Genomic DNA, 25,085 nt, shown 5'->3' on the forward strand with positions numbered 1-25,085 from the left:
CATCATTGCCGCCCCCGCATGGTGATAAACGCCCCGAACATCACCACCGCCACCATGATCAGCCCTTCAATAATCGCGGTGACATTCGGGTCGATGGCGAGCAGCGTCAGGTCGGTGCGCACCAGCCTCAACACGAAGACGGCGACGATGGGGCCGAGCAGGCCGCCCTTGCCGCCGCCAAGCGCGACGCCGCCCAGCACCACGGCGGCGACGCTGGCGAGCAGATAGGGGCCGGGGATGGGGGCGCCGATGCCGGTGCTCATGGTCAGCGCCAGGCCGCCAAAGGCGGCGAACAGGCCGGACAGCGCATAGGCGATGATGCGGGTGCGCTTGACCGGCACGCCGGAGCGGAACGCCGCCAGTTCGCTGGAGCCGATGGCGTAGATGGAGAGGCCCAGGCGCGAGCGCCGCAGCGGGATCCAGATGACGCAGAGGCAGACGATCAGCACCAGCAGCGCCTTGGGCAGCCAGGCGTCTATGGTGTCGGGCAGGCCGGGGATCGGAACGGTGCCGGAGATCAGCACCTTCAGCCATTCGGCGATGCCGCCGCCCGGCGCGTCGAGCACCAGCAGGGCGGCGCCCTGCAGCACGAACAGCATGGCGAGGGTGACGACAATGTCGGGCACGCGGGTGACGACGATGAGCAGGCCGTTGAGCGCGCCGAGCACGAAACCCATGGCGAGCACGAAGGGCACCACGAACAGCGCGTATTCCTCGCTCGCGCCATTCATCATCGAGGCCGCGGTGACGCTGGTCAGCGCCATCATGGCGGCGACCGACAGATCGATGCCGCCGGCGATGACGACCACCGTCTGCGCGGCGACTGCGAAGGCATAGGGCAGAACGGCGCGGGCGAGCGAGCCGAAATCATTGCTGCCATAGGCCGGCTGGATGATCCTGGTGGCGATGAACAGGACGATGAGCAGGGCGAACAGGCCGACAACCCAGCCCTGGCGGCGCAGGAAATGGCTCATGGCGTCGCCTCCGGCGAAGCCGAAGTGTTCGCGGTCGGGTCTGCCAGAATGCCGATGTCGGCCTTGGCGCCGCGCGGCAGGCCGTAGGCGGCGCGCATCAGCGCCGGCTCGTCGGCCTCCTCGACCGGAAAAATGTCGACGAGGCGGCCGCCGAAGATGACGATGACGCGGTCGCAGACGCGCTGCACCTCCTCCAGCTCCGAGGTGTAGAACAGCACCGACTTACCGTTGCCGGCGAGTTCGCGCAGCAGCTTGTAGATCTCCTGCTTGGTGCCGACATCGATGCCGCGCGTCGGGTCGAAGCACAGGATGGTGCGGGCATCCGCCGCGATCCAGCGGGCGATGGTCACCTTCTGCTGATTGCCCCCGGACAGGCGCTGCACTTCGCCCTGGGCGCGGGTGTCGATCTGCAGCCGCTCGATGGCGCTGAGCACGGTCGCGCGTTCGCGGCGCATGTTGATCGGACCCCAGTTGCGCAAGGCAGCGCTGAAAGGCAGCGCGATGTTTTCGCGCACCGAGCGCTGCATGGCGAGCGCTTCCGAGCGGTCGCCCGGCACATAGGCAATGCCGGCGCGGATGGCGTCGATCGGATGCGAGAATTTCACCGGCTGGCCATCGACTTCGATGGTGCCGCCGGAGGGCCGGATCGAGCCGGCAAGGGCGGCGAACAACTCGTCCTGGCCCTGGCCTTCGAGCGCGACGACGCCGGCGACTTCGCCGTCGGCGAGATCGAAGGAGACATCGCTGAGCTTGGCGCCGACGCGCAGGTTTCGCACCGAAATGCGCGGCCGGGTGGTCGCGGGCGCGGCCTTCTCGGCAGCGCTGCGGGCCGCGACATGGGTTTTGACGATGCGGGTGCCGAGCATCAGCTCGACGATCTTTTCTTCCACGCCCGGCACGATGTCGACGACGCCGACGGTCTCGCCGTCGCGCAGCACGGTGGCGCGGTCGCATAGTGCGGAGATTTCGACGAAGCGGTGCGAGATGAAGATCACGGCGCGGCCTGAATCGCCCTGGCGGCGCACCACTTCCAGCACCTTTTCGGCGAGGTTGGCGGGCAGGGCCGCCGTCATCTCGTCAAGCAGCAGCACGTCGGGCTCGACGGCGAGCGCCCGCGCCAGGTCGAGCACGCGCAGCACGGCCAGCGGAATGTCGCGCGCGGTGTCGCGCAGATCGAGGTCAAGAATGCCGAGCTCGCGCACCCAGGCGCGGAACGGCTCGACCGGCGTGCCGGTGAGCCTGAGATTGGACAGAACGTCGAGATCGGGGATTAGCGACGGCTCCTGGTACACCGGCAGCAGCCCGGCGCGGCGCGCGGCGGCGGGCGAGCGAATGTCGCGCGCTTCGCCGCGGATCAGGATGCGGCCGGCGTTCGCCGGAATGGCGCCGGTCAGGATCTTCACCAGCGTCGACTTGCCGGCGCCGTTGGCGCCCATCAGCGCGTGCACTTCGCCGGGCAGGACGGAGAGCGACGCGTTGCGAAGTGCTGCAACTGCACCGTAGTTCTTGGCGACGCCGGTGGCGTCGAGGAGGGGGCTGGTGGTCAAATGGTTTGTTGTCAAAATTGATGGTTCCAGAAACTAATGTCGGCGCTCTACGGCGCCCCCTCTGTCCTGCCGGACATCTCCCCCACAAGGGGGGAGATTGGCAGTTCCGGCGCCGTCCCTCGTCTTGCGACATAGAAAATTAGCGAAAGCAGAGGGGGGCGCTGTAGAGCGCTAGTCTGTATAGCGAGGACGGCAGTTCGCCGTCCTCGCTAATTCATTCAAGCCCAGCCTTACTCCCCCGGCCCCTTGCACGCGATGATCTGCTCCTTGGTGTACGTCGTCCACTCCGGGATCGAGATCGAGACCGGCCATTCCGGGCTCAGCGACGGGTCGGCGGCTGCCTTCAGCTTGGCCTTGCCTTCGTCGGTGGCGTTGTCCCACAGCTGCGGGTCGACCAGCACGGTCTGCTGCGCCGGCTTCTTGCCGTCGAGGATCTGCAGCGCCAGCGTCACGCCCGCGCCGCCGATCGAGCCGGGGTTGGTGACGGCTGCACCGACGAGACCTTTCACCGAGCTCAGCTGGCCGACGAAGCCGGCATTGTCGGCGCCGACCACCGGCACCAGCGGCGCCTGCGATTCGACCAGCGCGTCGACGATGACGTTGTCGATGCCCGACGTCCACACGCCGTTGAACGGCGTGCCGGTGGCCAAAAACGACAGCATCTGCTGCTTGGCCTGATCCTGCTGCCAGCCGGTGAAGACTTCCTGCGCCACCTTCACGCCGGGGTTTTCGGCCAGCGCCTTCTTGAAGCCTTTGTCGCGGTCGCTGTCGGCCGAGGCGCCGGCGGCGCCGCGCATGTAGAACACTTCGCCCTTGCCGCCCATCTGCTGGAACAGCCATTTGGCGCCGAGATAGGCATACTGTTCCTGGTTGTTGGAGATGATGTAGGCCGACGGTTCGGTCACCGCCTGGTCGACGGCAACGACGACGATGCCGGCCTTGGTGGCTTCTTCCAGGCCCGCCTTGATGCCCGCGGGATCAGCGGGGTTGACGACGATGGCGTCGACCTTGGCGCTGATCAGATTGCGGATGTCTTCGAGCTGGCCGGCGGCATCGGTGTTGCGGTGGGCGATGTTGAGCTTCGTCACTTCGCCCGAAGCCAGCGCCTGCGCCTTCATGGCGCAGACCATTTCCTCGCGCCAGCCATTGCCCTGCACGGTGTTGGAAATGCCGATCGTATATTTGGCTTCGGCCGACGACACGCCCATCGATGCCAGCAAGGCAGCGCCCGCAAGCAACGGGACCATGGTCAGTGTTTTCTTCATGTCAGTACTCCTCCACATTGTTGTTTTTCGTCTCAGGGCCAGACCCTTCGGCAGAATCGGACCAAGTCATTCACCTCGTCATTTGACGAAGGGGCGCAGCACGTCGCGGGCGAGCAGGAAGCCCCGCTTCACCGCATCGTCGTTGCCTTCAAACCGCCTGTCCTCATGTTCGATGATGACCGAGCCGTCGTAGCCGGCGCGGTAGAGGCCGGAGAAGAAGCCGCTCCAGTCGACATCGCCCAATCCCGGCATGCGCGGCACCTGCCAGCCTATCCCGGCGGAAAGAATCCCGCGCTCATACAAACCATCATGATCGATCATCAAATCCTTGGCGTGGACATGCAGCATGTAGGGGCCGAACTCCTTGATGAAGCGGCCCTGGTCGATCATCTGCCAGACCAGATGCGAGGGGTCGAAATTCATGCCGACCTGGCCGCCCCAGGCCTCGAGGATGCGCCGCCAGATGTAGGGTGAGTAGGCGATGTTGTGCCCGCCCGGCCACTCGTCATAACTGAAGATCATCGGGCAGTTCTCGAAGGCGAGTTTTACCCCGTGGCCGCGCGCATAGGCGACGGTCTCGGGCCAGACTTTCAGCGCGTCCTGCCAGTTGACGTCGACGGTCTTCGAGGCATCGCCACCGCAGAAGGTGTTGACCACCGGCACGCCCATATTGGCGGCCAGCACGATGACCTTCTTCAGATGGCCGATGACGGCCTCGCGATGGGCAGGGTCCGGATGCAGTGGGTTGGGATAGTAGCCTAGGCCGGAGACCGTCAGCTTCTTCTCCGTCAGCGAAGCGACGATCTCCTTGGCCTGCGCGGGCGAGGTGGAGGCAGCGTCGATATGGCTGGTGCCGGCATAGCGCCGCGTCGCGCCGGAGGTCTTCGGCCAGCAGGCGATTTCCAGCGCCTCGAAGCCGGCCGAGTGCGCCCAGCCGGCGACCTCGCCAAGCGGCGTCTCCGCAAACGGTGCTGTAAGCACTCCTAGTTTCATTCTGCCTCCCTAGACCCGACGACTATAATGCCGATTGTTTGGATCGCTTCAACCTCGCGACCTCATCTTGTTCGAGACTGTGCCGGACAGCCGCCGTCGGATCGTCCGACAGCAGGTCGCCCAGCGCCGATGTGACGGCCGCGCGGAACGTCCCGTCAGCGGCAAGGCCGGGGTCGAATATCCCGTCGATGGCAAGGATGGCGGACACCAGCGCGCTGGCATCGGGACCCGTCGCGTCGGCGATTGCGGCGACCTTGCCGGCATAGGGATCCGACACCGGCCAGCGTCTGCCGAAACGTTCCGAGGCCTGGATCAGATAGGCCATCCAGCCGGCGACCGGCACCGACAGCAGGCCGATGCTCTGGCCCATCGCGAGCCGGTCGCGGATCGGGTTGAGCAGGCGCTGGACGATCTTCTGCGAACCGTCGGTGGCGACCTGGTGGTTGCGGTGGCGGATCGCGATGTTCTTCAGCCGGGCAAGGCTCTGCTCGACATAGGCAAGCGGCAGGACGCCGGATACCGGCATCAGCGTCGGCACAGTCTCCTCGACCAGCATGCGCCTGATGAAGTCCGACAGCAGCGGGTCGGCCATGGCATCCGATGTGTGCTCGAGACCAGCCAGAACGCCGAGCGTGGCGAGTGCCGTCTGGGCGCCATTCAGCACCCGCATCTTGAGATGCTCAAACGGCGTGACGTCGTCGACGAAGGTGGCGCCGACCAGATCCCAGCGCGGCATGCGGCCGGCGAATTTTTCCTCGATCACCCACTGCCGGAACGGCTCACCGACAGCGACGGCGGCATCGTGGTAGCCGAACCATTGCTCGACACTGTCGAGGTCATCTTGCGTTACCGCCGGCGCGATGCGGTCGACCATTGACGAAGGGAAGGCGGAATTGGCTGCGATCCATGCGGCCAAGCCATTGCCGCGCTGCCTGGCGAAGGTCTGCACGACATTGGCTAGGATAACGCCATTGGCCGGAATGTTGTCGCAGGACAGCAGTGTCAGCGGCCGCCCATTTGTGGCCCTGCGCTGCTCCAGCGCCCGCACCAACAGGCCGGGAACGCTGCGTGGCGTCTCGGGGTTGGCGAGGTCATGGACGATGTCGGGATGGCCAAGGTCGAGTTCGCCGCTGGACGGGACGTGGCAATAGCCTTTTTCGGTCACCGTCATCGTCACCAACTCGATATCGGGTGAGATCAGCACACCCATCGCCGGTGCCGCACTCTCCTGGCTGTCGACCACCCGGACGATGCTGCCGATGACGCGCGCCTCGATGTGGCTGTTCTCGCGGATCAGCCTTGTGTAGAGCCCGCCCTGCCGTCCCAGCGTGTCGGCAAGGCGGGGCGGACGGATGTTGATGCCGACGATGCCCCAACGGTCGAAGCGCAGCGAGATGAGATCGTCGGTGTATTCGGCCTGATGGCAGCGATGGAAAGCGCCGACGCCGAGATGCGCCATGCCGGGCGAGAGGAGCGTACGGTCATAGGACGGTGTCTGCACCGATGCCGGCAAGCGATCGAGCAGCGCCGGCCCAAGCGTTTCGATGGAAGCGCTCACCGGTTCGCTCCGATCACCGCCTGCTCCTGGTCGACAACCGCGCCGGTCATCGGGCCGGCGGCGTCGGACAGCAGGAAGACGGCGAGGCTGGCGATGTCGTTCGGGGTCAGCAGCCGCCCGAAAGGCTGCGCGGCATTGGCCTTGTCGAGCCAGCCGGGGCCGTTGCCCAATGTCTCCGCCTGCATGATGCGTTCGGCCGGCGTGTCGGTCCAGCCGACATTGATGCCGTTGACGCGGATGCGGTCGAAGCGGTGGGCGTTGGCGGCGTTCCTGGTCAGCGTCGCCAGCGCGCCCTTGGTGGCGGAATAGACGGCAAGCTCCGGCGAGCCGCAATGGGCGTTGATCGACAGAATGTTGAGAATGGCGCCACCTTGGCCGCGCTGCTTCATGTCGGCAATCGCCGCCTGCATCAGGAAGAACGGCGCGCGCGCATTGACGGCAAACAGCGCCGCCCAATCGTCGAGGCTGGCGTCGAGGAAAGAGGCGCGATCGGTCAGGCCGGCGGCGTTGACCAGCGCATCGATGCGGCCGAAGCGCTCGATGCAGGCCTGCGCCAGAAGGGTGGGGGCGTCAGCATCGGCAAGGTCGGCGGTGACGAAGATGGTCGGCGTGCCCAATTGCGAAAGCTCGGCCGCCACGACCTCGCCACGCGCCCTCTCGCGCCCGGTGACCAACAGCCCGGCGGCACCGGAACGCGCCAGCGTCTCGGCAATGGCGCGGCCAATGCCTTGCGTCGACCCGGTGACCAGAGCCACCTTGCCGTCAAGCCGGATCTCCATTCCTCCTCCCGGGAATAAAGTTTCTATTTTGAGAAATATGGAACGACAATTCCCGATAGTCAATTGGACCAGTGACGCCTCATTCGTCGCGCCGCGCCGCCACGCCATGGACCAGCGCCATCCCAACGGCGAGCGAGGCCGCCAGTGAGCGGAAGCCGGCAAAGTCGGATTCCACCACTTCCAGCCAGCTGTCCGAGAGCGGGATCAGCGGGCTGAAGGTGCTGTCGGTGACGGTGACGATACGCGCCTTGCGCTCATGCGCCACCGCGACGAGATCGGGCGTGATCGAATTGTAGGGGCTAAACGAGACAGCGAGCACGGCATCCCGGCCGCCGATGCAGCCGATCTGGTCGAGTGCGGAGGACCCGACATTGTCGACCAGCACGTTGCGCACGCCTTGCTGCGAGAGCGTCAGCGAGAGATAGGCGGTGACGGGAAAGGCGCGCTTGGAGCCGATGACATAGATCAGCTCGGCCGCCGCCAGCAGCGCCACCATCTTGTCGAAACTCTCGACGTCGAAGCCGGTCTCGATGCGGCCCAGCGAGGCCTGCGATGCGCCGACCATGCCGTGCAGGAAATGCAGATTTGGCTCGGTCTCGGTGCGCGGTTCGCCGCGCCCTTCCGGCCATGAGCCCTTGATGTGCTCCTTGAACAGGCCCTGGAAATCGGAAAAGCCGGAATAGCCGAAGATCTGGGCAAAGCGCACCAGCGTCGAGGGCTGCACGCCGGCCTGTGCCGCAACCTGCGCGATGGTGCCGAGCGCGACGTCGCTCGGATGCTGCCACAGGAAGATTGCCACCTGGCGCAGCCGCTTGGGGAAATGCACCGTGCCCGACGACAGCACCGCGCGCAGCTCCTCATAGGTCTGCGGCTGGATGTAGCCAAGCGCGGCCAGCGAGCGTCCGCGCTTGCGCGTCGCCGCCTCGTCGGTGCTGGACCGTCCGGATGCCTTGCTTGCCCCACTCATGATTTCAGGCTAGCGCGATACGATCGTTTTACAATATGAAAATTGGAAATCGTATTCGAAAGCGGTGTGCCGGGAGGAGCTTGAAAATGGCCTACGCAACATCGGACGGATCAGCCGGCAAGCGGCTGCGGGTCGGCATGGTCGGCGGCGGCCGCAATGCCTTTATCGGCGCCGTGCATCGGCTGGCCATGCGCCTGGACGACCAGATCGAGCTGGTCGCCGGCGCGCTGTCGTCGGACCCGGAAAACGCGGCCGCATCGGCCGCCGAGATCGGCATCGCGCCGGATCGCAGCTATGCCGACTATCGCGAGATGGCGCGAACCGAAGCAGCGCGGCCGGATGGCATCGAGGCGGTGGTCATCGTCACGCCCAACCATCTGCACGCGCCGATCGCCACGGCCTTTCTCGAGGCCGGCATCGACGTGATCTGCGACAAGCCGCTGTCGACGACGCTGGCCGACGCAGAAGCACTGGTGGCGCTGGCGCAGGTGAAAAAGCGCCGCTTCGTCGTCACGCTCAACAACACCGGCTACGCCATGGTCCGCCAGGCGCGCGAGATGGTGGCGGCGGGCGCGCTTGGCCGCATCGTGTCTGTGCATGGCGCCTACATCCAGGACTGGCTAACCAAGCCGATCGACGCCGAGGGCCAGAAGCAGGCGGAATGGCGCACCGATCCGGCGCGCGCCGGCCAGTCGGCGGTGTTGGCCGACATCGGCGTGCATGCCTTCAATTTGGCGAGCTTCATCTCCGGATGCGAGGCCGAGGCGGTGTCGGCCGATCTGTTCACCGCCGTCCCCGGACGCCGGCTCGACGACAATGCGCATGTGCTGGTGCGCTGGACGGGCGGCGCGCGCGGCACGATCCTGGCCAGCCAGACCTCGCCCGGCCACTACAACGATCTCTCGGTGCGCATCTATGGCGACAAAGCCGGGCTCGAATGGTCGGGCGGCCGGCCGGAAGAACTGCGCTTCTCCATCTACGGCGAGGAGACCCGCACGCTGGTGCGCGGCGGCCATGGCTCGACCACTGAGAGCCAGCGCGTGTCGCGCATGCCGGCGGCGCATCCGGAGGGATATATCGAGGCCTTCGCCAATATCTACCGCGACGCCGCCGATATCGTTCGCGCGCACCGTTCGGGCGGGACGGTTGATCCGGCGCGCGCGGCACAGGTGCCCGATGTCATCGATGGCGCGCGCGGGGTGAAGTTTGTCTCGGCGGCGGTGGAGTCGAATGCTGCGGGCGGGGCTTGGACGGCGGCAAGGTTCGGGTGAGGCGAGCTATCCCTTGATCGCCGAGCCGACGATGGAATCGACGAAGAAGCGCTGCAGGAAGACGAACAGGATGAGCGGCGGCAGCACGGCCAGCGTCGCGCCGGCCATCACCAGGCCGGTGTTGACCGCACCTCTGTTGTAGCTGAGCAGGCGGCTCAGGCTGATGACGATCGGATAGGCGTCGGCATTGCCCTGCAGCACGGTCAGCGGCCACAGATAGCTGTTCCAGTGGTAGACGAAGGCGAAGAGGGCCAGAGCCGCGATTGCGGGGGCGATGCTGGGCGCGACGATCTTGTAGAGGATCAAGAACTCCGAGGCGCCGTCCATGCGCGCGGCGTCGATGAGCTCGTCGGGAACGCCGGAGATGAACTGGCGCATCAGGAAGATGCCGAAAGCATTGGCGAGATTGGGCACGATGATGCCGGCGAGGCTGGCGTTGAGGCCGATCGAGCCGACCAGGCGATAGAGCGGGATCAACGTCACGATTGGCGGCAGGAACATGGTGGCGATCAGCAGAGAAAACAGCAGCGACTTGGCGGGGAAGTGGTATTTGGCGAATGCGTAGCCGGCCATCATGCTGGTCAGCAGGATGCCGGCGGTGGTGATCGAGGCGATGACCAGAGAATTCCACATCGAGCGGCCGACATTGACCACGCCCGACACCTTCTCATAGGCGTCGAGGCTCGGCGTAAGGGGGATCCATACCGGCGGCACCTGCATGCTCTCGGCCGGCGTCTTGAGGCTCGACAGCACCATCCACACCAGCGGGAAGGCCGAGGCAACGGCGACCAGCAGCATCAGCGTCGCCAGCAGCGCCTTGTGGCCGGACGGGCGCCGGCGCGACAGCCGGCTCGACGATCCCGCGCTCATTCGTCGTTCTTCCGGTTGGCGAAAGCAAACAGCGCGCAGACGACGACAATCAGCGACAGCATCAGCATCACCGCCATGGCCGAACCCAGTCCACCCTGCGCACGCTCGATGCCGACGCGGCGGATGTGGTAGGTCAGCACATTGGTCGAGCCGACCGGCCCGCCCTGCGTGATCAGGGCAACCGGCTCGAACACCTGCACGGCGTTAATGATGGCGATGACGGCGCTGAACAACAGCGTGCGCCGCATCAGCGGCAGCGTGATGAAGCGGAACTGCTCGAAGCGGCTGGCGCCATCGAGCTTCGCCGCCTCGTAGAGGCTGCCTCGGATCTGCGTCAGCCCGGCGATCGCCAAAACGGTGAAGTAACCGACCTGTTGCCAGACATTGAGGAAGATGATCGAGATCAGCGCCGAGCGCGGCGACGACAGGAAAGGCTGCGGGCCGATGCCGATCAGGCCGAGCATCTGGTTGAGCGGGCCTTCGCTCGGCGAATAGAGTTTCGACCAGACCAGCGCCACGGCGATCATCGGCACCATGTAGGTGGCAAACAGCACCGTGCGCAGCGCCATGCCGCCGGCGACATCGCGCTGGTAGACCATCAGCCCGAAGGCCACCGACAGAGGCAGGATGAGGACGACGGAGAGCGCGGTGTAGACGGCTGTGTTGACGAGCGCGGCCTTGAAATCGCGGCCGACCGAGGAGACCCCAAAAATCTCGCGGAAATTGTCGAGGCCGACGAAGCCGGCGCTGGAAAACGGTGTCTGCGTCGACCAGTCCTGGAACGACAGCCAGACGGTGAGCAGCATCGGCAACAGGACGAAGATGCCGATCAGCGTCACGGCGGGCGCCAGCATGATGCCCGCCGAGGCACGGTACCTCTGAATCATTATTTGACGGCGCGCTCCAGGATCGAAATGGCGTCGGCCTGCGCCGTCGCCTGCGCATCCTTGGCCGAGACCTGGCCATACTGCAACGCCTCGAGCGTCTGCTGCAGCGATTCCGAGAATTCCTGGCCGCCCGGCACCACCGGGAACGGCTTGGCGTCGGTGAGCACGCTGACATAGCCGGAGAGGAATTCCGAGCCGAGCTTGTCCTTGTGCGCCTCGATGTCGGAGAGGCGTGAGGGCAGGATGCCCATCGACATGAGGATATCCGACATCGCGGAAGCGCCGTTCTTGCCGGACTTTGGATTGTTCAGCCAGGCGAGGAAGTCCCACGCCGCCTTCTGCTCGGCGGCACCTGCATTGGCGTTGACCACGGTCATCCAGGAGTAGGAGATCGAATGCGGCTTGTCGCCGCTCGGGCCGACGGGAATCGGCGCCGTTGCAATGTCGGCGAATCTGTCGCCCATGCCGGCCTTCAGCGCGCTCTCCCACCAATTGGCCATGATGATCATGCCGGTCTTGCCGGAGACGAAATTGTCGAGGAAGGGGCCGGTGGTGTTGGCGTCGGCTGTCGCCATCGACGGCACGCTGGCGCCCGACTTGATCAGGTCTTCATAGAGCTGGAAAGTCTCCGCGGCCTGCGGGCTGTCGAGCACCGGCTTGCCGTCCTTGACCAGGTCGCCGCCATTGGAGACCAGCAGCGAGGCGAAGGGGTGGACGACGCCGGCCGCCCAGGAGTTGATCATGCCGAAGCCTTGCTGTCCCGCATCCTGGTTGGTCAGCTTCTTGGCCGCATCCTTGAACTCGTCCCAGGTCTTGGGTGGCGCCGCGATGCCGGCCTGCTTGAGCAGCGCCTTGTTGTAGTTCAGCGCATAGACGTCGATTTCGTTGGGGATGCCGTAGAGCGTGCCGCCGACCGAGGCGGCGCTGGTGATGCCCGCCGGCCATGCGGCCTTGACCTCGCTGGCCACCGCATCGGGGGCGGGCGCGACCAGCTTGTCGCGCGCCAGTTCCGGCAACCAGAGATCGTAGATGCCGCCGATCGTCGGGCCGTCCGCGCCGCCGCCTTGCGAGCGCAGCGTGGTCAGGAGGTCGCCGAAGGGGACGGCGCGCACGGTGACGCTGACATCCGGATTGGTCTTGGCATAATCCTTGGCCGCCGCTTCCAGCAGCGCGACCGTCTCCGGCGACCAGTGGGTGAGATAGGAGATGTTGACCGATTGCGCCCAGCCGGTGGTGGGCAGGATGGCGAGGCCTGCGGCCAGTGCCAGTTTCGACGTCCAGGCAAACGACATTCCTCATCCTCCTATCGGTTCACAATGACGTTATGACAAGTTAGCGCGGCGACGCAAGGGCTTGCTGGCGAAAAAGTCTCACATGGCACGGTCACAGATTTCTTTGCAGCGCTGGAATGTGGATATTTATCGTTAGATAACAAACGGATGCGGGTACTGCAATGTCGTGAGGGGGCCAACGCCGCCATTCCTGAGGCGCAGCAGACCTCTTGCGAATGCCGCTATGTCATTATAATGACTTTTCCCGAGCCAATGGCTCTCTCACGGCAGGAAATGCCGCGGGACGCCAAGGACAGAGAACAATGGGAGACTGGCAATGAGCATGCTTTCACTTGACCGGCGCGCAGCACTTGGCCTGATCGGCGGCCTTGCCGCCGCCTGCGCCGGCGTCTTCGCCTCATTGCCGGCGCGAGCCGCCGACAGCACGGTGACGCTGTGGAGCTGGCGCACCGAGGACGAGGCAGCGATGCGCCGCATCTTCGATGCCTTCGAGGCGAAGAACCCCGGCATCAAGGTCGCCATCCAGTTCACGCCCGATGCCGACTACCAGAACCGGCTGAGCACGGCGCTGCGCGGCGGGCGCGGGCCCGACATCGCCCAGCTCAAGGCCTATGGCGAATTGCAGCCCTTCGTCGAGGCCGGCTATCTCGACGCGCTGGACGACAGCGTGCCGGAGCTGAAGAACATGGAGGACGCGGCGCTTGGCGGCGCGCGCGGCCGCAGCGACGGCAAGCTCTATGGCGTGCCCTATTCGGTGCCGATGATGGGCGTCTTCTACAACCAGGATATCTTCGCCGCCCAGGGCATCGAGATACCGAAGACCTACAAGGATTTCACCGCTGTCTGCGAGAAGCTGAAGGCGGCCGGCATCACGCCGATCGCCACCGGCGGCGCCAACGGCTCGGCCTGGGAACTGGAGATCGCCGTCGGCGTCGTCGGCCCGACCGTCTATGGTCCTGAATTCTACGACCAGATGATGAGCGGCAAGGCGACCTTCGAGGATCCGCGCTATGTCGCGGCGCTGAAGCGCTTCGCCGAGCTGAAGCCGTATTTCCCCGACGGCTTCGCCGGCATCGACTACACCACCGCCACGCAGCAGTTCATCGGCGGCAAGGCGGCGATGTTCCTCGGCGGTTCGTTCGAGAACGGCAGCTTCAAGGCGCAGAACCCGAAGCTGAAATTCTCGATCTTCCCGTTCCCCGCCGACGATGCCGGGGCAAAACTCTACACCTCGGCCTTCTCCGACGGCTCCTATGGCCTGGTCTCCGAGAGCCAGAACAAGGAAGCCGCGACCAAGGTGCTGGGCTTCATGGCTTCGGCAGAGTTCGCGCAGATGTTCGCCGACGAGCTCGGCTGGCCGCCGGCCCGCACGGATGTGACGGTGAAGGATCCAGTGCTGGCCTCGATGATGGAGATGGCGAAGAATTCGACGCCCTATCTGACGCTGGTCGGCTTCCGCTGGCAGTCGCCGACGGCGTCTTCGGTGCTGCAGTCGGAGATCATCGACATGGTCGAAGGCAACATCGCGCCGGAGAAGCTGGCGGCCGACATGCAGGCCGCAGTCGCCACCTGGTTCAAGCCGAAGCAGTAGGCGCGGCCGGTCGCAAAGCGGCCGGCCTCTCACGGACCAGAAAAGCGCATGAGCACCCTTCGCCGCACCAGCAGCCTTCGCCGCACGCAGCAGCGCATGGCCGTGCTGTTCATCCTGCCGGCGCTGGCGGTCTATGCGCTGTTCGTTCTCTATCCCCTGGGGATGTCGCTCTGGGGCAGCTTCTTCGTCTGGAAGGGGCTGCGCATGGTCGAGTTCGCCGGCCTGTCGAATTTCTCAAGGCTGTTCGTTTTCCCCAGCGGCGCGCGGATCTACGGCGCGCTGTGGCACAACACCGCCTGGTTCTTCGGCATCATGGTCTTCCAAAATGGCCTCGGCCTGTTGTTCGCCTGGCTGCTATTCCTGCGCGACAAGGGTGCGGCCTTCTTCCAGTCGGTGTTCTTCTTTCCGGCGGTGCTGAGCCCGGTCATCATTGGCGCGCTGTGGCGGTTGCTTTTGGCACCGGGTGGCGTCGTCGAATGGGCGCTGAACGGGCTCGGCCTGCACCAGGGCAGCCTAACCGTGCTCGGCAACAGCCACACCGCGCTCGCCATGCTGATCGCCGTCGATGCCTGGAACTGGATGGGCCTGCCGGTGCTGATCTACACGGCAGGTCTGCGGCAGATTTCCGGCCAGATTTTCGAGGCGGCAAAACTTGACGGCGCCGGCAATGCGCGCATGCTGTTCTCGATCGCGCTGCCGCTGCTGATGCCGGCGCTGGGCACGCTGACGACTTTGTCGTTCATCAACACCTTCAACCAGTTCGACCTCGTCTATGTCATGCAGGGCGTGCAGGGCAATCCGAGCTATTCGACCGACACGCTGGTGACGTACTTCTACCGGCTGGCCTTCGGCGCGGAAGGTGCTGTCGGCATCACCGATATCGGTCTGGCTTTGGCGCTCGGCACCGTGCTGTTTTTGATCCTCAGCATCGGCACGCTCATGATGCTGCGCTTCTTCGACCGCCGCACGGTGCAGCTATGAGCGCGCTGGCGATTTCGCAAAGACCGGCCATCTCTCGGCAGCTGGCGCGGCTGCCCGGCTGGACGGTGCTGGTCGTTTGGACGGCGGCCGTGCTGTTGCCGCTCTACATCCTCATCGTCTCCTGTTTCAAGACCACGGCCGAGATCTACGACAACAGGCTCGGCCTGCCGCAAAGCTTTGCCTTCGACAATTTCGTCAACGCCTGGACGCGCGCCGATCTCGGCCAGAATTTCATCAACAGCCTGATCGTCACGGGCGGCGCCGTCATCCTCACCATCGTCGTCTCGGCGATGGCCGCCTATCCGCTCAGCCGCTACAAGCTTGGCTGGAATGCCATCATGCTCGGCCTGTTCCTGTCCGGCATCATGCTGCCCATCCGGTTGGCCTCGGTCGAACTGTTCACGCTGATGCGCAATCTCGGCCTGCTGGATTCGCTGACCGGGCTGATCCTGGTCTATTCGGCGATCCGCATTCCCTTCGCCGTCTTCATCTTCGCCAATTTCATGCGCGTCTTGCCCTCCGAGTTGGACGAGGCGGCGCGCATGGACGGCGCCGGCGAGGTCCGCATCCTGTTCCAGATCATCCTGCCGATGGTCAAGCCGGCGGTGTCGATCGTGGCAATCTTCACCGCGATCGCGGTGTGGAACGATTTCTTCTTCCCGCTGATCTTCATCTTCGATGACCGCTACAAGACGGTGCCGCTGGCGATCAGCGTCTTCGTCGGCCAGTTCCGCACCGACTGGGGCCTGGTGTTCGCCTCGCTGGCGATATCCATGGCGCCCATCCTGATCATGTATTGTCTGCTGGCGCGCCAGATTCGCGAAGGCGTCGGTACCGGAGGGGGCATGAAATGATCGAAGACAGGATTTATGCGGCGAAATCGATCCTGGTGGTCGGCGCGCACGCCTTCGATGCCGAGGTGATGGCCGGGCCGCTGGCGGCCGCTGCCGTCAAGCGCGGCGCCACGGTGACCTTCCTGCATCTGACCATGGGTGAGCAGGGCCATCCGTACCTGGTTCCCGCGCATTATTGCGTGCAGAAGGAAGAGGAAGCGGGCAGCGCGGCGGAGCGGCTCGGCGTCGCCATGCGTAGCTTTGGCCTGCGCGACGGCTTCCTGCCCACAGACGATCAGACGGCGCTCGAAGTGGGCGACATCATTCGCGAGCTGAAACCCGAGATCGTCATCACCCATTGGCACGGCAGCTGGCACAAGGACCATCGCGCCGCCGCGCATTTGACGAAGACCGGTATCTTCTTCGCCGGACTGCCGACCGTTGCCAGCGACCATCCGGCGCACACGCCGCAACTGCTGCTGTTCGGCGAGAACTGGGAGGACGATGACGGCTTCCGGCCCGAGCATCTCGTCGATGTCAGCGACGGGTTCGAGGCCTGGCGCGACGCGGTCATGGAGTATGAGCTGGCGCGCGGCCTGAGCAGCTTCCCCTATGTCGACTATTACAGTTCGCTCTACCGGCTGCGCGGCTGCCTGCGTGGCACGCGCCATGCGCAGGCCTTCGCGGCGGCGTCGCATTCGTGGAATGCCGGCAGCGGCCTGTTCTCGCTCCCCTTCGGCAAAGGGTCCGGTCGATGAGGCGGGTACTCGCCATCGATCTCGGCGGCACCAATCTGCGCGCCGCCGTATCTACGGGCGATGTCGGTGCGTTGGAGGCGCTGGGCAGCGAGCCGGCGCCGGCAACCCTTGGTGCCTTCATTGCGCGCATCGACGCGCTGTGCGCTGAGGCCGGGCCGGTCTCAGCGCTTGGCATCGCGGTGCCGGGTCTGGTCGAGGGCTCAATCTGCCGCTGGATCCCCAACTTGCCGTTCCTCGACGGCGTCGATATCCAGCCGCTGTTTCCCAAACTGCGCGTAGCGCTCGGCAATGACGCGCAGATTGCGCTGCTGGCGGAGGCTGTCGAAGGCAGTGCGAAAAACCTGCCGGATGCGATCCTGCTCGCCATCGGCACCGGCATCGGTTCGGCGGTGCTGGCCAATGGCCGCATCGTTGCCGGCGCGCATGGCGGCGCCTGCTCGTTCGGCTGGGCCTGCGCCGACGTGAGGGATCATGGTGAAGAGCGCAGCGGCTGGCTGGAGCGCGTCGCGTCGGGCCGGGCGCTCGATGCCCTTGCCGGACAGATCGGCCTTGCCGACGGCCGCCAACTGATCGCCGCTGCCCAGGCCGGCGAGCTGGCTGCACTCACCTTGCTTGAACTGCCGGCGCGACAGCTCGGCACCGCGCTTGCAGGCGCTGTCGCGCTGCTCGATCCGCAAGCGGTGCTGATTTCGGGTGGTTTGGCGGACGCGCTGGATGTGATCCGGCCGCCGCTGCTTGCGGCGCTGCGACGTCAACTGCCGCCGCATCTGCGCGGCATCGACGTCAAGCCCGGAAAGTTCGGTCCCCGCGCCGGTCTGGTCGGCGCGGCGCTGGCCGGCGCCGTTGGGCAAGGGTGGAGGCAGGTGCGATGAGCGAAGCAAGCTTTCAGCAACCGGACCGCAGACGGCCGGAGCCGCTCTGGTACCAGGTCGAAGAGGCGATCCGAGCCATCGTCAAGAGCGGCGAATGGGCAACGGGCGACCAGATCCCGGCGGAGGACAGGCTGTGCGCCCTGTTCGGCGTCAGCCGCATCACGCTGCGCCACGCGCTGCGCAATCTCGAGGAGGCCGGGCTGCTCAGGCGCGAACATGGCCGCGGCACGTTCGTGCGCTCGACCACGCTGGTCGCCGGCACGCGTGAGCTGACCAGCTTTACCCAGGAGATGGGCAATATGGGCGTGGTCGCGGGCTCGCGTCTGCTCGACTGCAGCCTGACCACCGCCAACGCGGCGGCTGCCGGCGCGCTGGAGATCGAGGAGGGCGATCCGGTGGTGCGCATTCGCAGGCTGCGGCTCGGCAACAACGAGCCGATCGGCATCCAGACGGCGCAGCTGTCGGCGGTGCGCGTGCCGGGCTTCCTCGATGCCGGCCTGCTGCAGGGCTCGCTCTACGAGGCGCTGGAGCGCCATTACGGGATCGTGCCGGTGGCCGCGCGGGAGAACTACCGGGTCGGCGCGGTCGGCGCGGCGGACGCCGAACTGCTCGACCTCGCCGTCGGCAGCCCGGCCTTCGTCGTCGAACGCATCACCACCGACGAGCGCGGCCCGTTCGAATTCACCGTCTCGATCATGCGCGGCGACCGCTACGAAATCCGCTCGACGCTGCGCGCCGGACGCGTGCCGCTGAACCCGAGAAGCTGATCCATTCCAGACCGACACAGCAAACAGGAGTACCCACGTGTCCGATCTCTACATCCACCGTCTCGCCGCCCTCATCGACCAGGCTGCGAAAGCCAATGAAGAGGCCTTTGGCCAGGCCGCCAGCCGCTTTGCCGACTCGCTCGAGGGCGGCGGGCTGGTGCATCTCTATGGCTCCGGCCATTCGGTGCTGCCGGTGCAGGAAGTGTTTCCGCGCTATGGCAGCTATGTCGGCTTCAACCCGCTGACCGACCCGCGCGTGATGTGGCACAATGTGCTCGGCGCCGGCGGCGTCCGCGAGCTTTTGTGGCTGGAGCGTACGGAAAAATACGCCGAAAAATTCCTCGACCACCAGCCGCTCAACAAGGGCGATTCGATCATCATCTTCGGCCATAGCGGCCGCAACTCGTCCGGTATCGACACCGCGCTCTATGCCAGGAAGCGCGGCATCTTCGTCGTCGCTGTCACCAGCAAGAACAATCTCGACAAGCCGGCGACGCACTCGTCCGGCAAGCGGCTGGCGGATGCCGCCGACCTCGTCATCGACACCTGTTCGCCGATCGAGGACGCCATCGTGCCGGTCGAGGGCTGGAGCCGGCCGGTGTCGGGCTCATCGACGGTGCTTGCCATGATCCTGGCGCATGAGCTGATCGCGCGCACCGCCGAGCAGCTCGCCAAGCGCGGCATCGAACTGCCGGTCTTCGCCTCGCCGACCATTGCCGGCGTGACGTTGCACGACACCGACGTCATCTATGGCGTCTACCGCGAGCGCATGCTGGAGGCGCAGCAGAAGCACCTGCCGACCTTCCAGGCAACGATGCGCGGAGAGTGAAAAAAGGGAGGCCCGGCACATGCCGGGCCTCCGACGTCTCGTTCCGCAATTCCTTCCTCTCAACGCCGCTTCGGGCGCCCGGCAGGCGATTTGTTGCCGCGCGGCCCGCTCTGAACCGGCGTGTTGCCCTGGTTTTCCTCCGACAGCTTGCGCCAGCGGGCAAGGCGCTCGGGGTCGAGCGTACCCGCCTTCAACGCAGCCTGCACCGCGCAGCCCGGTTCGTGGACATGAGTGCAGTCGCGGAACTTGCACAGCGGGGCAAGCTCGGTGATTTCGGCAAACAGCGTGTCGATGCCGGAGGCGACGTCGCTGACATGCAGCGTGCGCATGCCCGGCGTGTCGATCACCCAGCCGCCGCCGGCAATGGCGTGCAGCGATCTGGCTGTGGTAGTGTGGCGACCCTTGGCATCGTGCTCGCGAATGCCCGCCGTCTGTTGCGGCGATTGCTGCGCCGATCCGGCCAGCGTGTTGACCAGCGTCGATTTGCCGACCCCGGAGGAGCCGACCAGCGCTACCGTCTGCCCCGCGCCACACCAGGGAGCAAGCGCCGCTGCGGCATCGGCGACGCGCGGGTTCAGCATCACCACGGCCAGTCCACGCTGCAGGGCGGCGGCCTGGCGTTGGTAAGCCTCGGCATCGTCAGCGGTGTCGGCCTTGGTCAGCAGGATCACCGGCGTCGTTCCGGCCTCGTTGGCCAGCGCGAGATAGCGCTCGAGCCGGGCGATGTTGAAATCGGCATTGCAGGACGTCACGATGAACAGCGTGTCGACATTGGCCGCGGCCAGCTGCGGCACCCTGCCTCCCTGTGTGCGGCGCTCCAGCACCGTCTTGCGGGTCAGGCGGCGGCGCAGCAGATGCGTGTGAGGCTCGACCAGCACCCAGTCGCCGACGGCATAGTCGCCGGTGTTGGCATTGGCCGGCAGCGTCAGATCCACTGGCCCTGCCCGGGACAGACCGGCCAGGCGGTCGCGGTGCACCGAGGCGATGCGCGTCGGCACTAGGTCTGCCTCATCGGCTTCAAGCTGGTCGCTGAAGAAATCCGTCCAGCCCAGGCTTGCGAGGGAAGCCGTCACGGTTTTGACCACGGGGACGGCGTCACAGACATCGGAGAGTATCCTTTGGCAAAATGGGCGCGGACCCTCGGCGCGGTTGTTCAGCCGTGTATGGGCGGCATGGCGGCATTTGGCAAGCCGAACCGCGCCGATGGCCAAGCCGTTTCGCGCACCGCGTGGAACGCATCGAGGCGGCGGGTCGCTGAACGTCACCAGACACGGAACCCTATCGTGGCACCTATCCGCGTCGCGTGCGTCGAGGGTCGTTCAACATTGAGGAAAAATCCTATGCACTTACACCTCGTTACTCTCAATGTCTGCAACACGGAAGGCGAACCGGAGCGCCTGGCGGCCATCAACCGGGAGCTGGGGCGGCTCGACCCGGATCTGGTCGCCTTTCAGGAGGTCGTCCAGACAGCCGATGTGAAATTCCTCGATACGCTGCTCGATGGTCTGGATCTGCATGCAACGCATCAAGCCTCGTCGTCGACCTCGAAGTTGGCAAGGACGGCTGAGGATGGCAGGTCGGGAAGCCTGGCAGAAGGGAGGGGGATGGCCGGCGCCACAGGGGCGGGGGTTGGGATGGGGTTGCCTGAAGCACCGGCCAAAGCGGGACAAGTCCCACGCCCACAAGCTAGCAGAGCTTGGATCGGTTCATATGGTGTGATCGCGGACTGGCGCAAAAGCGCTTTCACATCCCCGCGCAGGGGTCGGCAACGAGCCCGCAACCGAGGGTTTCCGGTCGGTTGGTGGGTTGCGCAAGCGTCGGTTGAAGGCGCTGCGGGAGGCTGTCGTTTTTAGTGCGGTTCGAGTGCTATGCGCTCAGCGACAGGTGCTCAAGGCAGGGCAATCGCGTGGCGCCACCACATGCGATTGTCCTGCTTACGCCACCGGCAGCGTTCGCCCCGCAATCAGATCCGCAGCCTTCTCCGCAATCATGACCACGGCCGCGTTGGTGTTGGAGGACACGATGCTTGGCATGACCGAGCTGTCGCAGACGCGCAGGCCTTGCAGCCCGCGCACGCGAAGCTCGGGGTCGACGACGCTGTCGGCATCGCCGCCCATCCGGCAGGTGCCGACTGGGTGATAGGCGCTGCGGCCATGTTCTCGGGCGAAGGCTTCGAGTGCTGAGCGCCCCTGCATCGCCTTGCCGGGCAGATGCTCGCGGCTGATGTATCTGGCGAAGGCTGGCTGCGACAGGATTTCGCGGCTGATCTCGATGCCGTCGATGGCGCGTTCGAGATCATAGCGCTCGGCGAACGGGTTGGGGTCGATGATGGGCGCATCGCGCAGGTCCGCGGACTTGAGCGTGACGCTGCCGCGCGAACGCGGGCGCACATGGTAGGAGTTCAGCGTGCAGCCATTGCCGCCGGGAACCGAGCCGATGCCTTCCTCAACGCCGGCGCCGGGCAGGAAATGGAACTGGATGTCCGGCGTCTTCTCCGCGCGGTCGCCCCACCAGAAGCCGCCGGCCTCTACAATGTTGGAGGCCACCGGCCCCTTGCCGAACAGCGCATATTCAAGACCGGCGACCGCTTGCCAGCGCTTCTTCTTGTAACGGTCGATGCCGTGCGGTCCGTTGAGCTCGGCGACGACATCGACGTCCATGTGATCGTGCAGATTCTGGCCGACGTTTTTGGAATCGTGGACCACCTTGATGCCGTGCTGGCCGAGATGCACGGCCGGGCCGATGCCGGACAGCATCAGCAATTTCGGCGAGCCGATGGCGCCGGCGGCGACGATGACTTCGCGCTCGGCGCGGAGCAGTTCGGTGCGGCCATTGACGATGATCTCTACACCGATGGCGCGGCCGTTCTCGACCACGATGCGGCTGACCGAGGCGTCGGTGCGTAGCGTCAGATTCTTGCGGCCGAGCGCCGGCTTCAGATAGGCGACCGCCGTGCTCGAGCGTTTCCCCCGACGCGTCGTCGTCTGGTAGAAGCCGGCGCCCGCCTGCTCACCGGCGTTGAAGTCGGCGCGGAAAGGAAGGCCCGCCTGCTGCGCCGCCTTGACAAAGATGCGGGTCAGCGGATGCGGCGCACCGCTGGAGACGCCGAGCGGGCCGTCAATGCCATGCTGCGCATCGGCAAACGTGTCGTTGCCCTCGGAGCGGACGAAGTAGGGCAGCACGTCGGCATAGTTCCATCCGGCACAGCCATCGTCGGTCGCCCAGCCATCGTAGTCCTGCGGGCAACCACGGGTGAACACCTGGGCGTTGATCGAGGAGCCGCCGCCGAGCACACGCGCCTGCGGATAGACCATGGTGCGGCCGTCGATCTCCTTGCCGGGCGCGGTGTCATAGCCCCAGATCAGCGGCCCCGACGTCATCTTGAAGAAGCCGACCGGCAAATGGATGTAGCGGTCGGTGTCGGGCGGACCGGCCTCGAGCAGCACGACGGACACGTCCGGGTCCTCGCTCAGCCGCGCGGCCAGAATGCAGCCGGCCGAGCCGCCGCCGACGATGATGTAATCCGTCATTTCCACTCCCAGGCTCTCTTTGTTGGAGCATGATCTCCGGACAAAACGGTTTCCCGATTTGTCCGAGAAAACCGGTTCCCACTTCTAGGGATCATGCTCCGGCGGGCGATGAAAATCACCGCCCCTTCCTCTTGCGCGCGACGATCTCAAGTCGCTTGTGCCACGTCAAGAGAAAGGGTATGGTTATCGTGTTGAAGGGTTGTCGTACAAGTGGAGGAGCTTGACGATCCTCACCAGGAGGTCCCGGCCGCGCTCCCTGCGCAAGATGCCGGGCGGAACAGAATTCAATCGGGAGGTTTCGAGGTATGAACGACACGAAGAATTTTGCGGTCAATCGGCGCACGCTGATGATGGGCGCCACCGCCGGCGTGGCGGCACTCGCCATGCCGAGCGTGCTGCGCGCGCAAGACAAGCCGACACTGGTGACGTCGATCCGCTCGCTGTCCAACCCCTATCACGCGGTGTGGAAGACCGGCGCCGAAGCGTATGCCAAATGGGCCGGGCTGGAGCACGTCACGCTGGTTTCGGAAGGCAACAGCGAGAAGGGCATTGCCGACATCAAGGCGATGCTGGCCAAGACCGGCGGCAACATGGTGCTGAATTCCGATCCCAACGACACGCCCGATGCGCGCCCGATCGTGGAAGCCTGCGGCAAGGCCGGCGCCTATGTGGTGACGCAGTGGAACAAGCCTGGGGATCTGCACCCGAAGGATTTCAACCCGAACTATGTCTCGCATATCGAGTTCGACGGCATCGACAGCGGCAAGACCATCGCCGAGATCCTGTTCAAGACCATAGGCGGCAAGGGCGGCATCGTCGCACTCGGCGGCCTGATCTCGACCACGGCGGCGATCGAACGCAAGAAGGGCCTCGATGCGGCGCTCGCCGCCAACCCGGACATCAAGCTGCTCGACTTTCAGGTCGCCAACTGGAAGTCGACCGAAGCCTTCGACCTGATGGGCAATCTGCTCACCCGCTTCGGCGACGACATCAAGGGCATCTGGGCGGCCAATGACGATATGGGCTCCGGCGCACTGGAAGCGCTGCGTGCCGAAAATCTCGCCGGCAAGGTGCCGATCGTCGGCGTCGACGGCATCAAGACGGCGGTCGATGCGGTGCGCACCGGCGAGTTCGCCTGCACCGTCACTTCGGATCCGTTCTGGCAGGGCGGCATGGGTCTGGCCATCGGCTACAACGCCAAGATCGGCAAGTTCGACCCGACCAAGGAGCCCGCGGAGCACCGTGAGTTCTACGGCAAGGCGGTGCTGATCTCGCACGACAATGTCGAGGAATATTACAAGACCAATGTCGATGCGAAGCCCGAGATCGACTGGAACGATCTGTGGGGCCGGGTCACCGGAGCAATCCGCACCTGATCCATCGGAGTGGGCTGCAACTCCCTGGCGGCCCGCTTCCTCCCGCAGCCGTCGCGATCCCCTTGTCGCGACGGCTGTCACCAGCAGACGGGAAGCGGTTTCTTGACAATCCATACAGAACCCCTGAAGTCCGTTTCGGACATCGAGCGGACGACGCCTATGACATCGTTCCCCGGCCGTATCGCGACATTCCTGGGCGGCAGGCGCTGGCGCAGCCTGGCGCCGCTGGCGGTGCTGATTGTACTCTGCGTACTCATCGCCATTGCCAACCCCAATTTCATCGAGCTGCGCAATCTGGTGCGGCTTGCGAATTCCGCCGCCGTGCCGCTGACGCTGGCGATGGGGCTGACCTTCATCATCCTGATGGGCAGCATCGACCTTGCAGTCGAAGGCACGCTTTCGGTGGCGGCAATGGTGCTTGTGCTGCTCGCCGCCAATGACGGCAACGGCAACGACTATGGGTGGTGGGCGGTGCTCGCTGCCATCGCCGCCGGCACCGCCATGGGCTTCGTCAGCGGTCTCGTCCAGACCATGCTGCGCATCCCGTCCTTCATGGGCACGCTCGGCATGTGGTTCATCGGCCTCGGCCTGTCGGTCTATATGCTGGGCGGCACGGCCATCAAGCTGAACGACGCCTCGATCCGCGACCTGGCCTTGCACCGTTTCCTCGGCCTGCCGGTGGCGGTCTGGGTCGCGTTCGGCGCCTTCCTGCTCGCCACTGTCATCCAGTATCACACCAAGCTCGGCCGCCACATATTGGCGATCGGCGGTGATGAGGATGTCGCCAAGCTCTCCGGCGTCAATGTCGTGCGCGTGCGCATCACCGCTTTTGCGCTGGCAGGGTTCTTCTTCGGCATTGCCGGCGTGCTGGCCGCGGCACAGCTCGGCCAGTCGCACGCCGTCATCGGCGACGGCAGGCTGTTTGCAGCGGTCACCGCAGTGGTCGTCGGCGGCACCGCTTTGACCGGCGGCGAGGGCGGCGTCGTCAACACGCTGATCGGTGTGCTGATCGTCACCGTGCTTGCCAATGGCATGATCCTGCTCGGCATCTCGCCCTACATCCAGCAGACGGTGCAGGGTCTGATGATCATCGCCGCGGTGGCGCTGTCGCTCGACCGTGTCCGCCTGAAAATCGTCAAGTGAAC

23 protein-coding genes are annotated in these 25,085 nt (G+C 65.4%); 10 read left to right on the plus strand and 13 right to left on the minus strand.

Features of this window, described 5'->3' with window-relative positions:
• Window positions 1-2: 2 nt before the first annotated feature.
• The 7 genes from NKL04_RS30455 to NKL04_RS30485 all read right to left on the minus strand — a co-directional run bounded on the left by NKL04_RS30455 (window position 3) and on the right by NKL04_RS30485 (window position 8,083).
• Window positions 3-974 carry an ABC transporter permease gene (locus NKL04_RS30455; protein ID WP_352724816.1) on the minus strand — a complete coding sequence of 324 codons (972 nt, stop codon included), beginning with the start codon at window positions 972-974 and terminating at the stop codon, window positions 3-5.
• The gene (locus NKL04_RS30460) at window positions 971-2,521 is read right to left on the minus strand and encodes a sugar ABC transporter ATP-binding protein (RefSeq protein WP_023703321.1); all 1,551 of its coding nucleotides are present in this window, start codon (window positions 2,519-2,521) and stop codon (window positions 971-973) included. The genes NKL04_RS30455 and NKL04_RS30460 overlap by 4 nt, the downstream gene beginning before the upstream one ends.
• Before the next feature lie 230 nt (window positions 2,522-2,751).
• Window positions 2,752-3,786 carry an ABC transporter substrate-binding protein gene (locus NKL04_RS30465; RefSeq protein WP_352724817.1) on the minus strand — a complete coding sequence of 345 codons (1,035 nt, stop codon included), beginning with the start codon at window positions 3,784-3,786 and terminating at the stop codon, window positions 2,752-2,754.
• A 78-nt stretch (window positions 3,787-3,864) separates the two neighbouring features.
• A complete protein-coding gene (locus NKL04_RS30470; protein ID WP_352724818.1) occupies window positions 3,865-4,779 on the minus strand; it encodes a sugar phosphate isomerase/epimerase family protein in 915 nt (304 codons plus the stop codon).
• Between the two features lie 22 nt (window positions 4,780-4,801).
• Complete coding sequence (locus NKL04_RS30475) at window positions 4,802-6,337, minus strand: mannitol dehydrogenase family protein (protein WP_023700922.1); 1,536 nt, start codon at window positions 6,335-6,337, stop codon at window positions 4,802-4,804.
• Window positions 6,334-7,116, minus strand: a complete 783-nt coding sequence (locus NKL04_RS30480; protein ID WP_023700923.1) for an SDR family oxidoreductase — start codon at window positions 7,114-7,116, stop codon at window positions 6,334-6,336. The genes NKL04_RS30475 and NKL04_RS30480 overlap by 4 nt, the downstream gene beginning before the upstream one ends.
• A gap of 79 nt (window positions 7,117-7,195) precedes the next feature.
• Entirely contained in the window at window positions 7,196-8,083 is an 888-nt protein-coding gene (locus NKL04_RS30485) for a MurR/RpiR family transcriptional regulator (RefSeq protein WP_023698626.1), read from the minus strand.
• A gap of 86 nt (window positions 8,084-8,169) precedes the next feature.
• Here NKL04_RS30485 and NKL04_RS30490 point away from each other — a divergent pair, with 86 nt between their 5' ends.
• Complete coding sequence (locus tag NKL04_RS30490) at window positions 8,170-9,354, plus strand: Gfo/Idh/MocA family protein (RefSeq protein WP_023700924.1); 1,185 nt, start codon at window positions 8,170-8,172, stop codon at window positions 9,352-9,354.
• Window positions 9,355-9,360: 6 nt separating this feature from the next.
• On the opposite strand, the gene NKL04_RS30495 is transcribed toward NKL04_RS30490, so the two are convergent.
• The 3 genes from NKL04_RS30495 to NKL04_RS30505 are packed head-to-tail and all read right to left on the minus strand — an operon-like array spanning window position 9,361 to window position 12,403.
• Window positions 9,361-10,224 carry a carbohydrate ABC transporter permease gene (locus NKL04_RS30495; RefSeq protein ID WP_031209354.1) on the minus strand — a complete coding sequence of 288 codons (864 nt, stop codon included), beginning with the start codon at window positions 10,222-10,224 and terminating at the stop codon, window positions 9,361-9,363.
• Window positions 10,221-11,111: a carbohydrate ABC transporter permease gene (locus NKL04_RS30500; RefSeq protein WP_023700926.1), complete on the minus strand. Its 891-nt coding sequence runs from the start codon at window positions 11,109-11,111 to the stop codon at window positions 10,221-10,223. The genes NKL04_RS30495 and NKL04_RS30500 overlap by 4 nt, the downstream gene beginning before the upstream one ends.
• Window positions 11,111-12,403, minus strand: coding sequence for an ABC transporter substrate-binding protein (locus tag NKL04_RS30505; protein ID WP_023700927.1), 1,293 nt, complete (start codon window positions 12,401-12,403; stop codon window positions 11,111-11,113). The genes NKL04_RS30500 and NKL04_RS30505 overlap by 1 nt, the downstream gene beginning before the upstream one ends.
• 316 nt (window positions 12,404-12,719) lie before the next feature.
• Here NKL04_RS30505 and NKL04_RS30510 point away from each other — a divergent pair, with 316 nt between their 5' ends.
• The 7 genes from NKL04_RS30510 to NKL04_RS30540 are packed head-to-tail and all read left to right on the plus strand — an operon-like array spanning window position 12,720 to window position 19,034.
• Entirely contained in the window at window positions 12,720-13,994 is a 1,275-nt protein-coding gene (locus NKL04_RS30510) for an extracellular solute-binding protein (protein ID WP_023700928.1), read from the plus strand.
• 48 nt (window positions 13,995-14,042) lie between these two features.
• Complete coding sequence (locus tag NKL04_RS30515) at window positions 14,043-14,975, plus strand: carbohydrate ABC transporter permease (RefSeq protein WP_031196540.1); 933 nt, start codon at window positions 14,043-14,045, stop codon at window positions 14,973-14,975.
• On the plus strand, window positions 14,972-15,829 hold the full coding sequence (locus NKL04_RS30520) for a carbohydrate ABC transporter permease (protein ID WP_023700930.1): 858 nt from the start codon (window positions 14,972-14,974) through the stop codon (window positions 15,827-15,829). The genes NKL04_RS30515 and NKL04_RS30520 overlap by 4 nt, the downstream gene beginning before the upstream one ends.
• Window positions 15,826-16,566 carry a PIG-L deacetylase family protein gene (locus NKL04_RS30525; protein WP_023698618.1) on the plus strand — a complete coding sequence of 247 codons (741 nt, stop codon included), beginning with the start codon at window positions 15,826-15,828 and terminating at the stop codon, window positions 16,564-16,566. Before NKL04_RS30520 ends, NKL04_RS30525 begins: the two co-directional genes overlap by 4 nt.
• Window positions 16,563-17,438, plus strand: coding sequence for an ROK family protein (locus tag NKL04_RS30530; protein WP_023700932.1), 876 nt, complete (start codon window positions 16,563-16,565; stop codon window positions 17,436-17,438). The genes NKL04_RS30525 and NKL04_RS30530 overlap by 4 nt, the downstream gene beginning before the upstream one ends.
• Window positions 17,435-18,205: a GntR family transcriptional regulator gene (locus NKL04_RS30535; protein WP_023683130.1), complete on the plus strand. Its 771-nt coding sequence runs from the start codon at window positions 17,435-17,437 to the stop codon at window positions 18,203-18,205. Before NKL04_RS30530 ends, NKL04_RS30535 begins: the two co-directional genes overlap by 4 nt.
• A 37-nt stretch (window positions 18,206-18,242) precedes the next feature.
• A complete protein-coding gene (locus NKL04_RS30540) occupies window positions 18,243-19,034 on the plus strand; it encodes a sugar isomerase domain-containing protein (protein ID WP_023700933.1) in 792 nt (263 codons plus the stop codon).
• A gap of 59 nt (window positions 19,035-19,093) precedes the next feature.
• Here the strand turns inward: NKL04_RS30540 and rsgA are convergent, their stop codons facing one another.
• From rsgA to NKL04_RS30555, 3 genes are all read right to left on the minus strand, one after another.
• Window positions 19,094-20,107, minus strand: coding sequence for a ribosome small subunit-dependent GTPase A (gene rsgA, locus NKL04_RS30545; protein ID WP_245271387.1), 1,014 nt, complete (start codon window positions 20,105-20,107; stop codon window positions 19,094-19,096).
• 273 nt (window positions 20,108-20,380) lie between these two features.
• Window positions 20,381-20,551, minus strand: coding sequence for a hypothetical protein (locus NKL04_RS30550; RefSeq protein ID WP_023700935.1), 171 nt, complete (start codon window positions 20,549-20,551; stop codon window positions 20,381-20,383).
• 417 nt (window positions 20,552-20,968) lie between these two features.
• A complete protein-coding gene (locus tag NKL04_RS30555; RefSeq protein WP_023700936.1) occupies window positions 20,969-22,564 on the minus strand; it encodes a GMC family oxidoreductase in 1,596 nt (531 codons plus the stop codon).
• 305 nt (window positions 22,565-22,869) lie between these two features.
• Between NKL04_RS30555 and NKL04_RS30560 the strand changes: the two genes are divergently transcribed.
• Entirely contained in the window at window positions 22,870-23,940 is a 1,071-nt protein-coding gene (locus NKL04_RS30560; RefSeq protein ID WP_023700937.1) for a sugar ABC transporter substrate-binding protein, read from the plus strand.
• 159 nt (window positions 23,941-24,099) lie between these two features.
• A complete protein-coding gene (locus tag NKL04_RS30565; RefSeq protein WP_023700938.1) occupies window positions 24,100-25,083 on the plus strand; it encodes an ABC transporter permease in 984 nt (327 codons plus the stop codon).
• Window positions 25,084-25,085 lie beyond the last annotated feature (2 nt).

This window comes from Mesorhizobium sp. C264A (assembly GCF_040324515.1).
Taxonomy (GTDB): domain Bacteria; phylum Pseudomonadota; class Alphaproteobacteria; order Rhizobiales; family Rhizobiaceae; genus Mesorhizobium.

Coding starts and splice junctions, on each gene's coding strand:
- NKL04_RS30500 (WP_023700926.1), bottom strand. CDS start 11,111: ATGATTCAGAGGTACCGTGCCTCGGCGGGCATCATGCTGGCGCCCGCC.
- NKL04_RS30520 (WP_023700930.1), top strand. CDS start 14,972: ATGAGCGCGCTGGCGATTTCGCAAAGACCGGCCATCTCTCGGCAGCTG.
- NKL04_RS30485 (WP_023698626.1), bottom strand. CDS start 8,083: ATGAGTGGGGCAAGCAAGGCATCCGGACGGTCCAGCACCGACGAGGCG.
- NKL04_RS30490 (WP_023700924.1), top strand. CDS start 8,170: ATGGCCTACGCAACATCGGACGGATCAGCCGGCAAGCGGCTGCGGGTC.
- NKL04_RS30530 (WP_023700932.1), top strand. CDS start 16,563: ATGAGGCGGGTACTCGCCATCGATCTCGGCGGCACCAATCTGCGCGCC.
- NKL04_RS30515 (WP_031196540.1), top strand. CDS start 14,043: ATGAGCACCCTTCGCCGCACCAGCAGCCTTCGCCGCACGCAGCAGCGC.
- NKL04_RS30495 (WP_031209354.1), bottom strand. CDS start 10,224: ATGAGCGCGGGATCGTCGAGCCGGCTGTCGCGCCGGCGCCCGTCCGGC.
- NKL04_RS30565 (WP_023700938.1), top strand. CDS start 24,100: ATGACATCGTTCCCCGGCCGTATCGCGACATTCCTGGGCGGCAGGCGC.
- NKL04_RS30470 (WP_352724818.1), bottom strand. CDS start 4,779: ATGAAACTAGGAGTGCTTACAGCACCGTTTGCGGAGACGCCGCTTGGC.
- NKL04_RS30555 (WP_023700936.1), bottom strand. CDS start 22,564: ATGACGGATTACATCATCGTCGGCGGCGGCTCGGCCGGCTGCATTCTG.
- NKL04_RS30510 (WP_023700928.1), top strand. CDS start 12,720: ATGAGCATGCTTTCACTTGACCGGCGCGCAGCACTTGGCCTGATCGGC.
- NKL04_RS30480 (WP_023700923.1), bottom strand. CDS start 7,116: ATGGAGATCCGGCTTGACGGCAAGGTGGCTCTGGTCACCGGGTCGACG.
- NKL04_RS30505 (WP_023700927.1), bottom strand. CDS start 12,403: ATGTCGTTTGCCTGGACGTCGAAACTGGCACTGGCCGCAGGCCTCGCC.
- NKL04_RS30525 (WP_023698618.1), top strand. CDS start 15,826: ATGATCGAAGACAGGATTTATGCGGCGAAATCGATCCTGGTGGTCGGC.
- NKL04_RS30535 (WP_023683130.1), top strand. CDS start 17,435: ATGAGCGAAGCAAGCTTTCAGCAACCGGACCGCAGACGGCCGGAGCCG.
- NKL04_RS30455 (WP_352724816.1), bottom strand. CDS start 974: ATGAGCCATTTCCTGCGCCGCCAGGGCTGGGTTGTCGGCCTGTTCGCC.
- NKL04_RS30560 (WP_023700937.1), top strand. CDS start 22,870: ATGAACGACACGAAGAATTTTGCGGTCAATCGGCGCACGCTGATGATG.
- NKL04_RS30550 (WP_023700935.1), bottom strand. CDS start 20,551: ATGCAGATCCAGACCATCGAGCAGCGTATCGAGGAATTTCACATCGGC.
- NKL04_RS30465 (WP_352724817.1), bottom strand. CDS start 3,786: ATGAAGAAAACACTGACCATGGTCCCGTTGCTTGCGGGCGCTGCCTTG.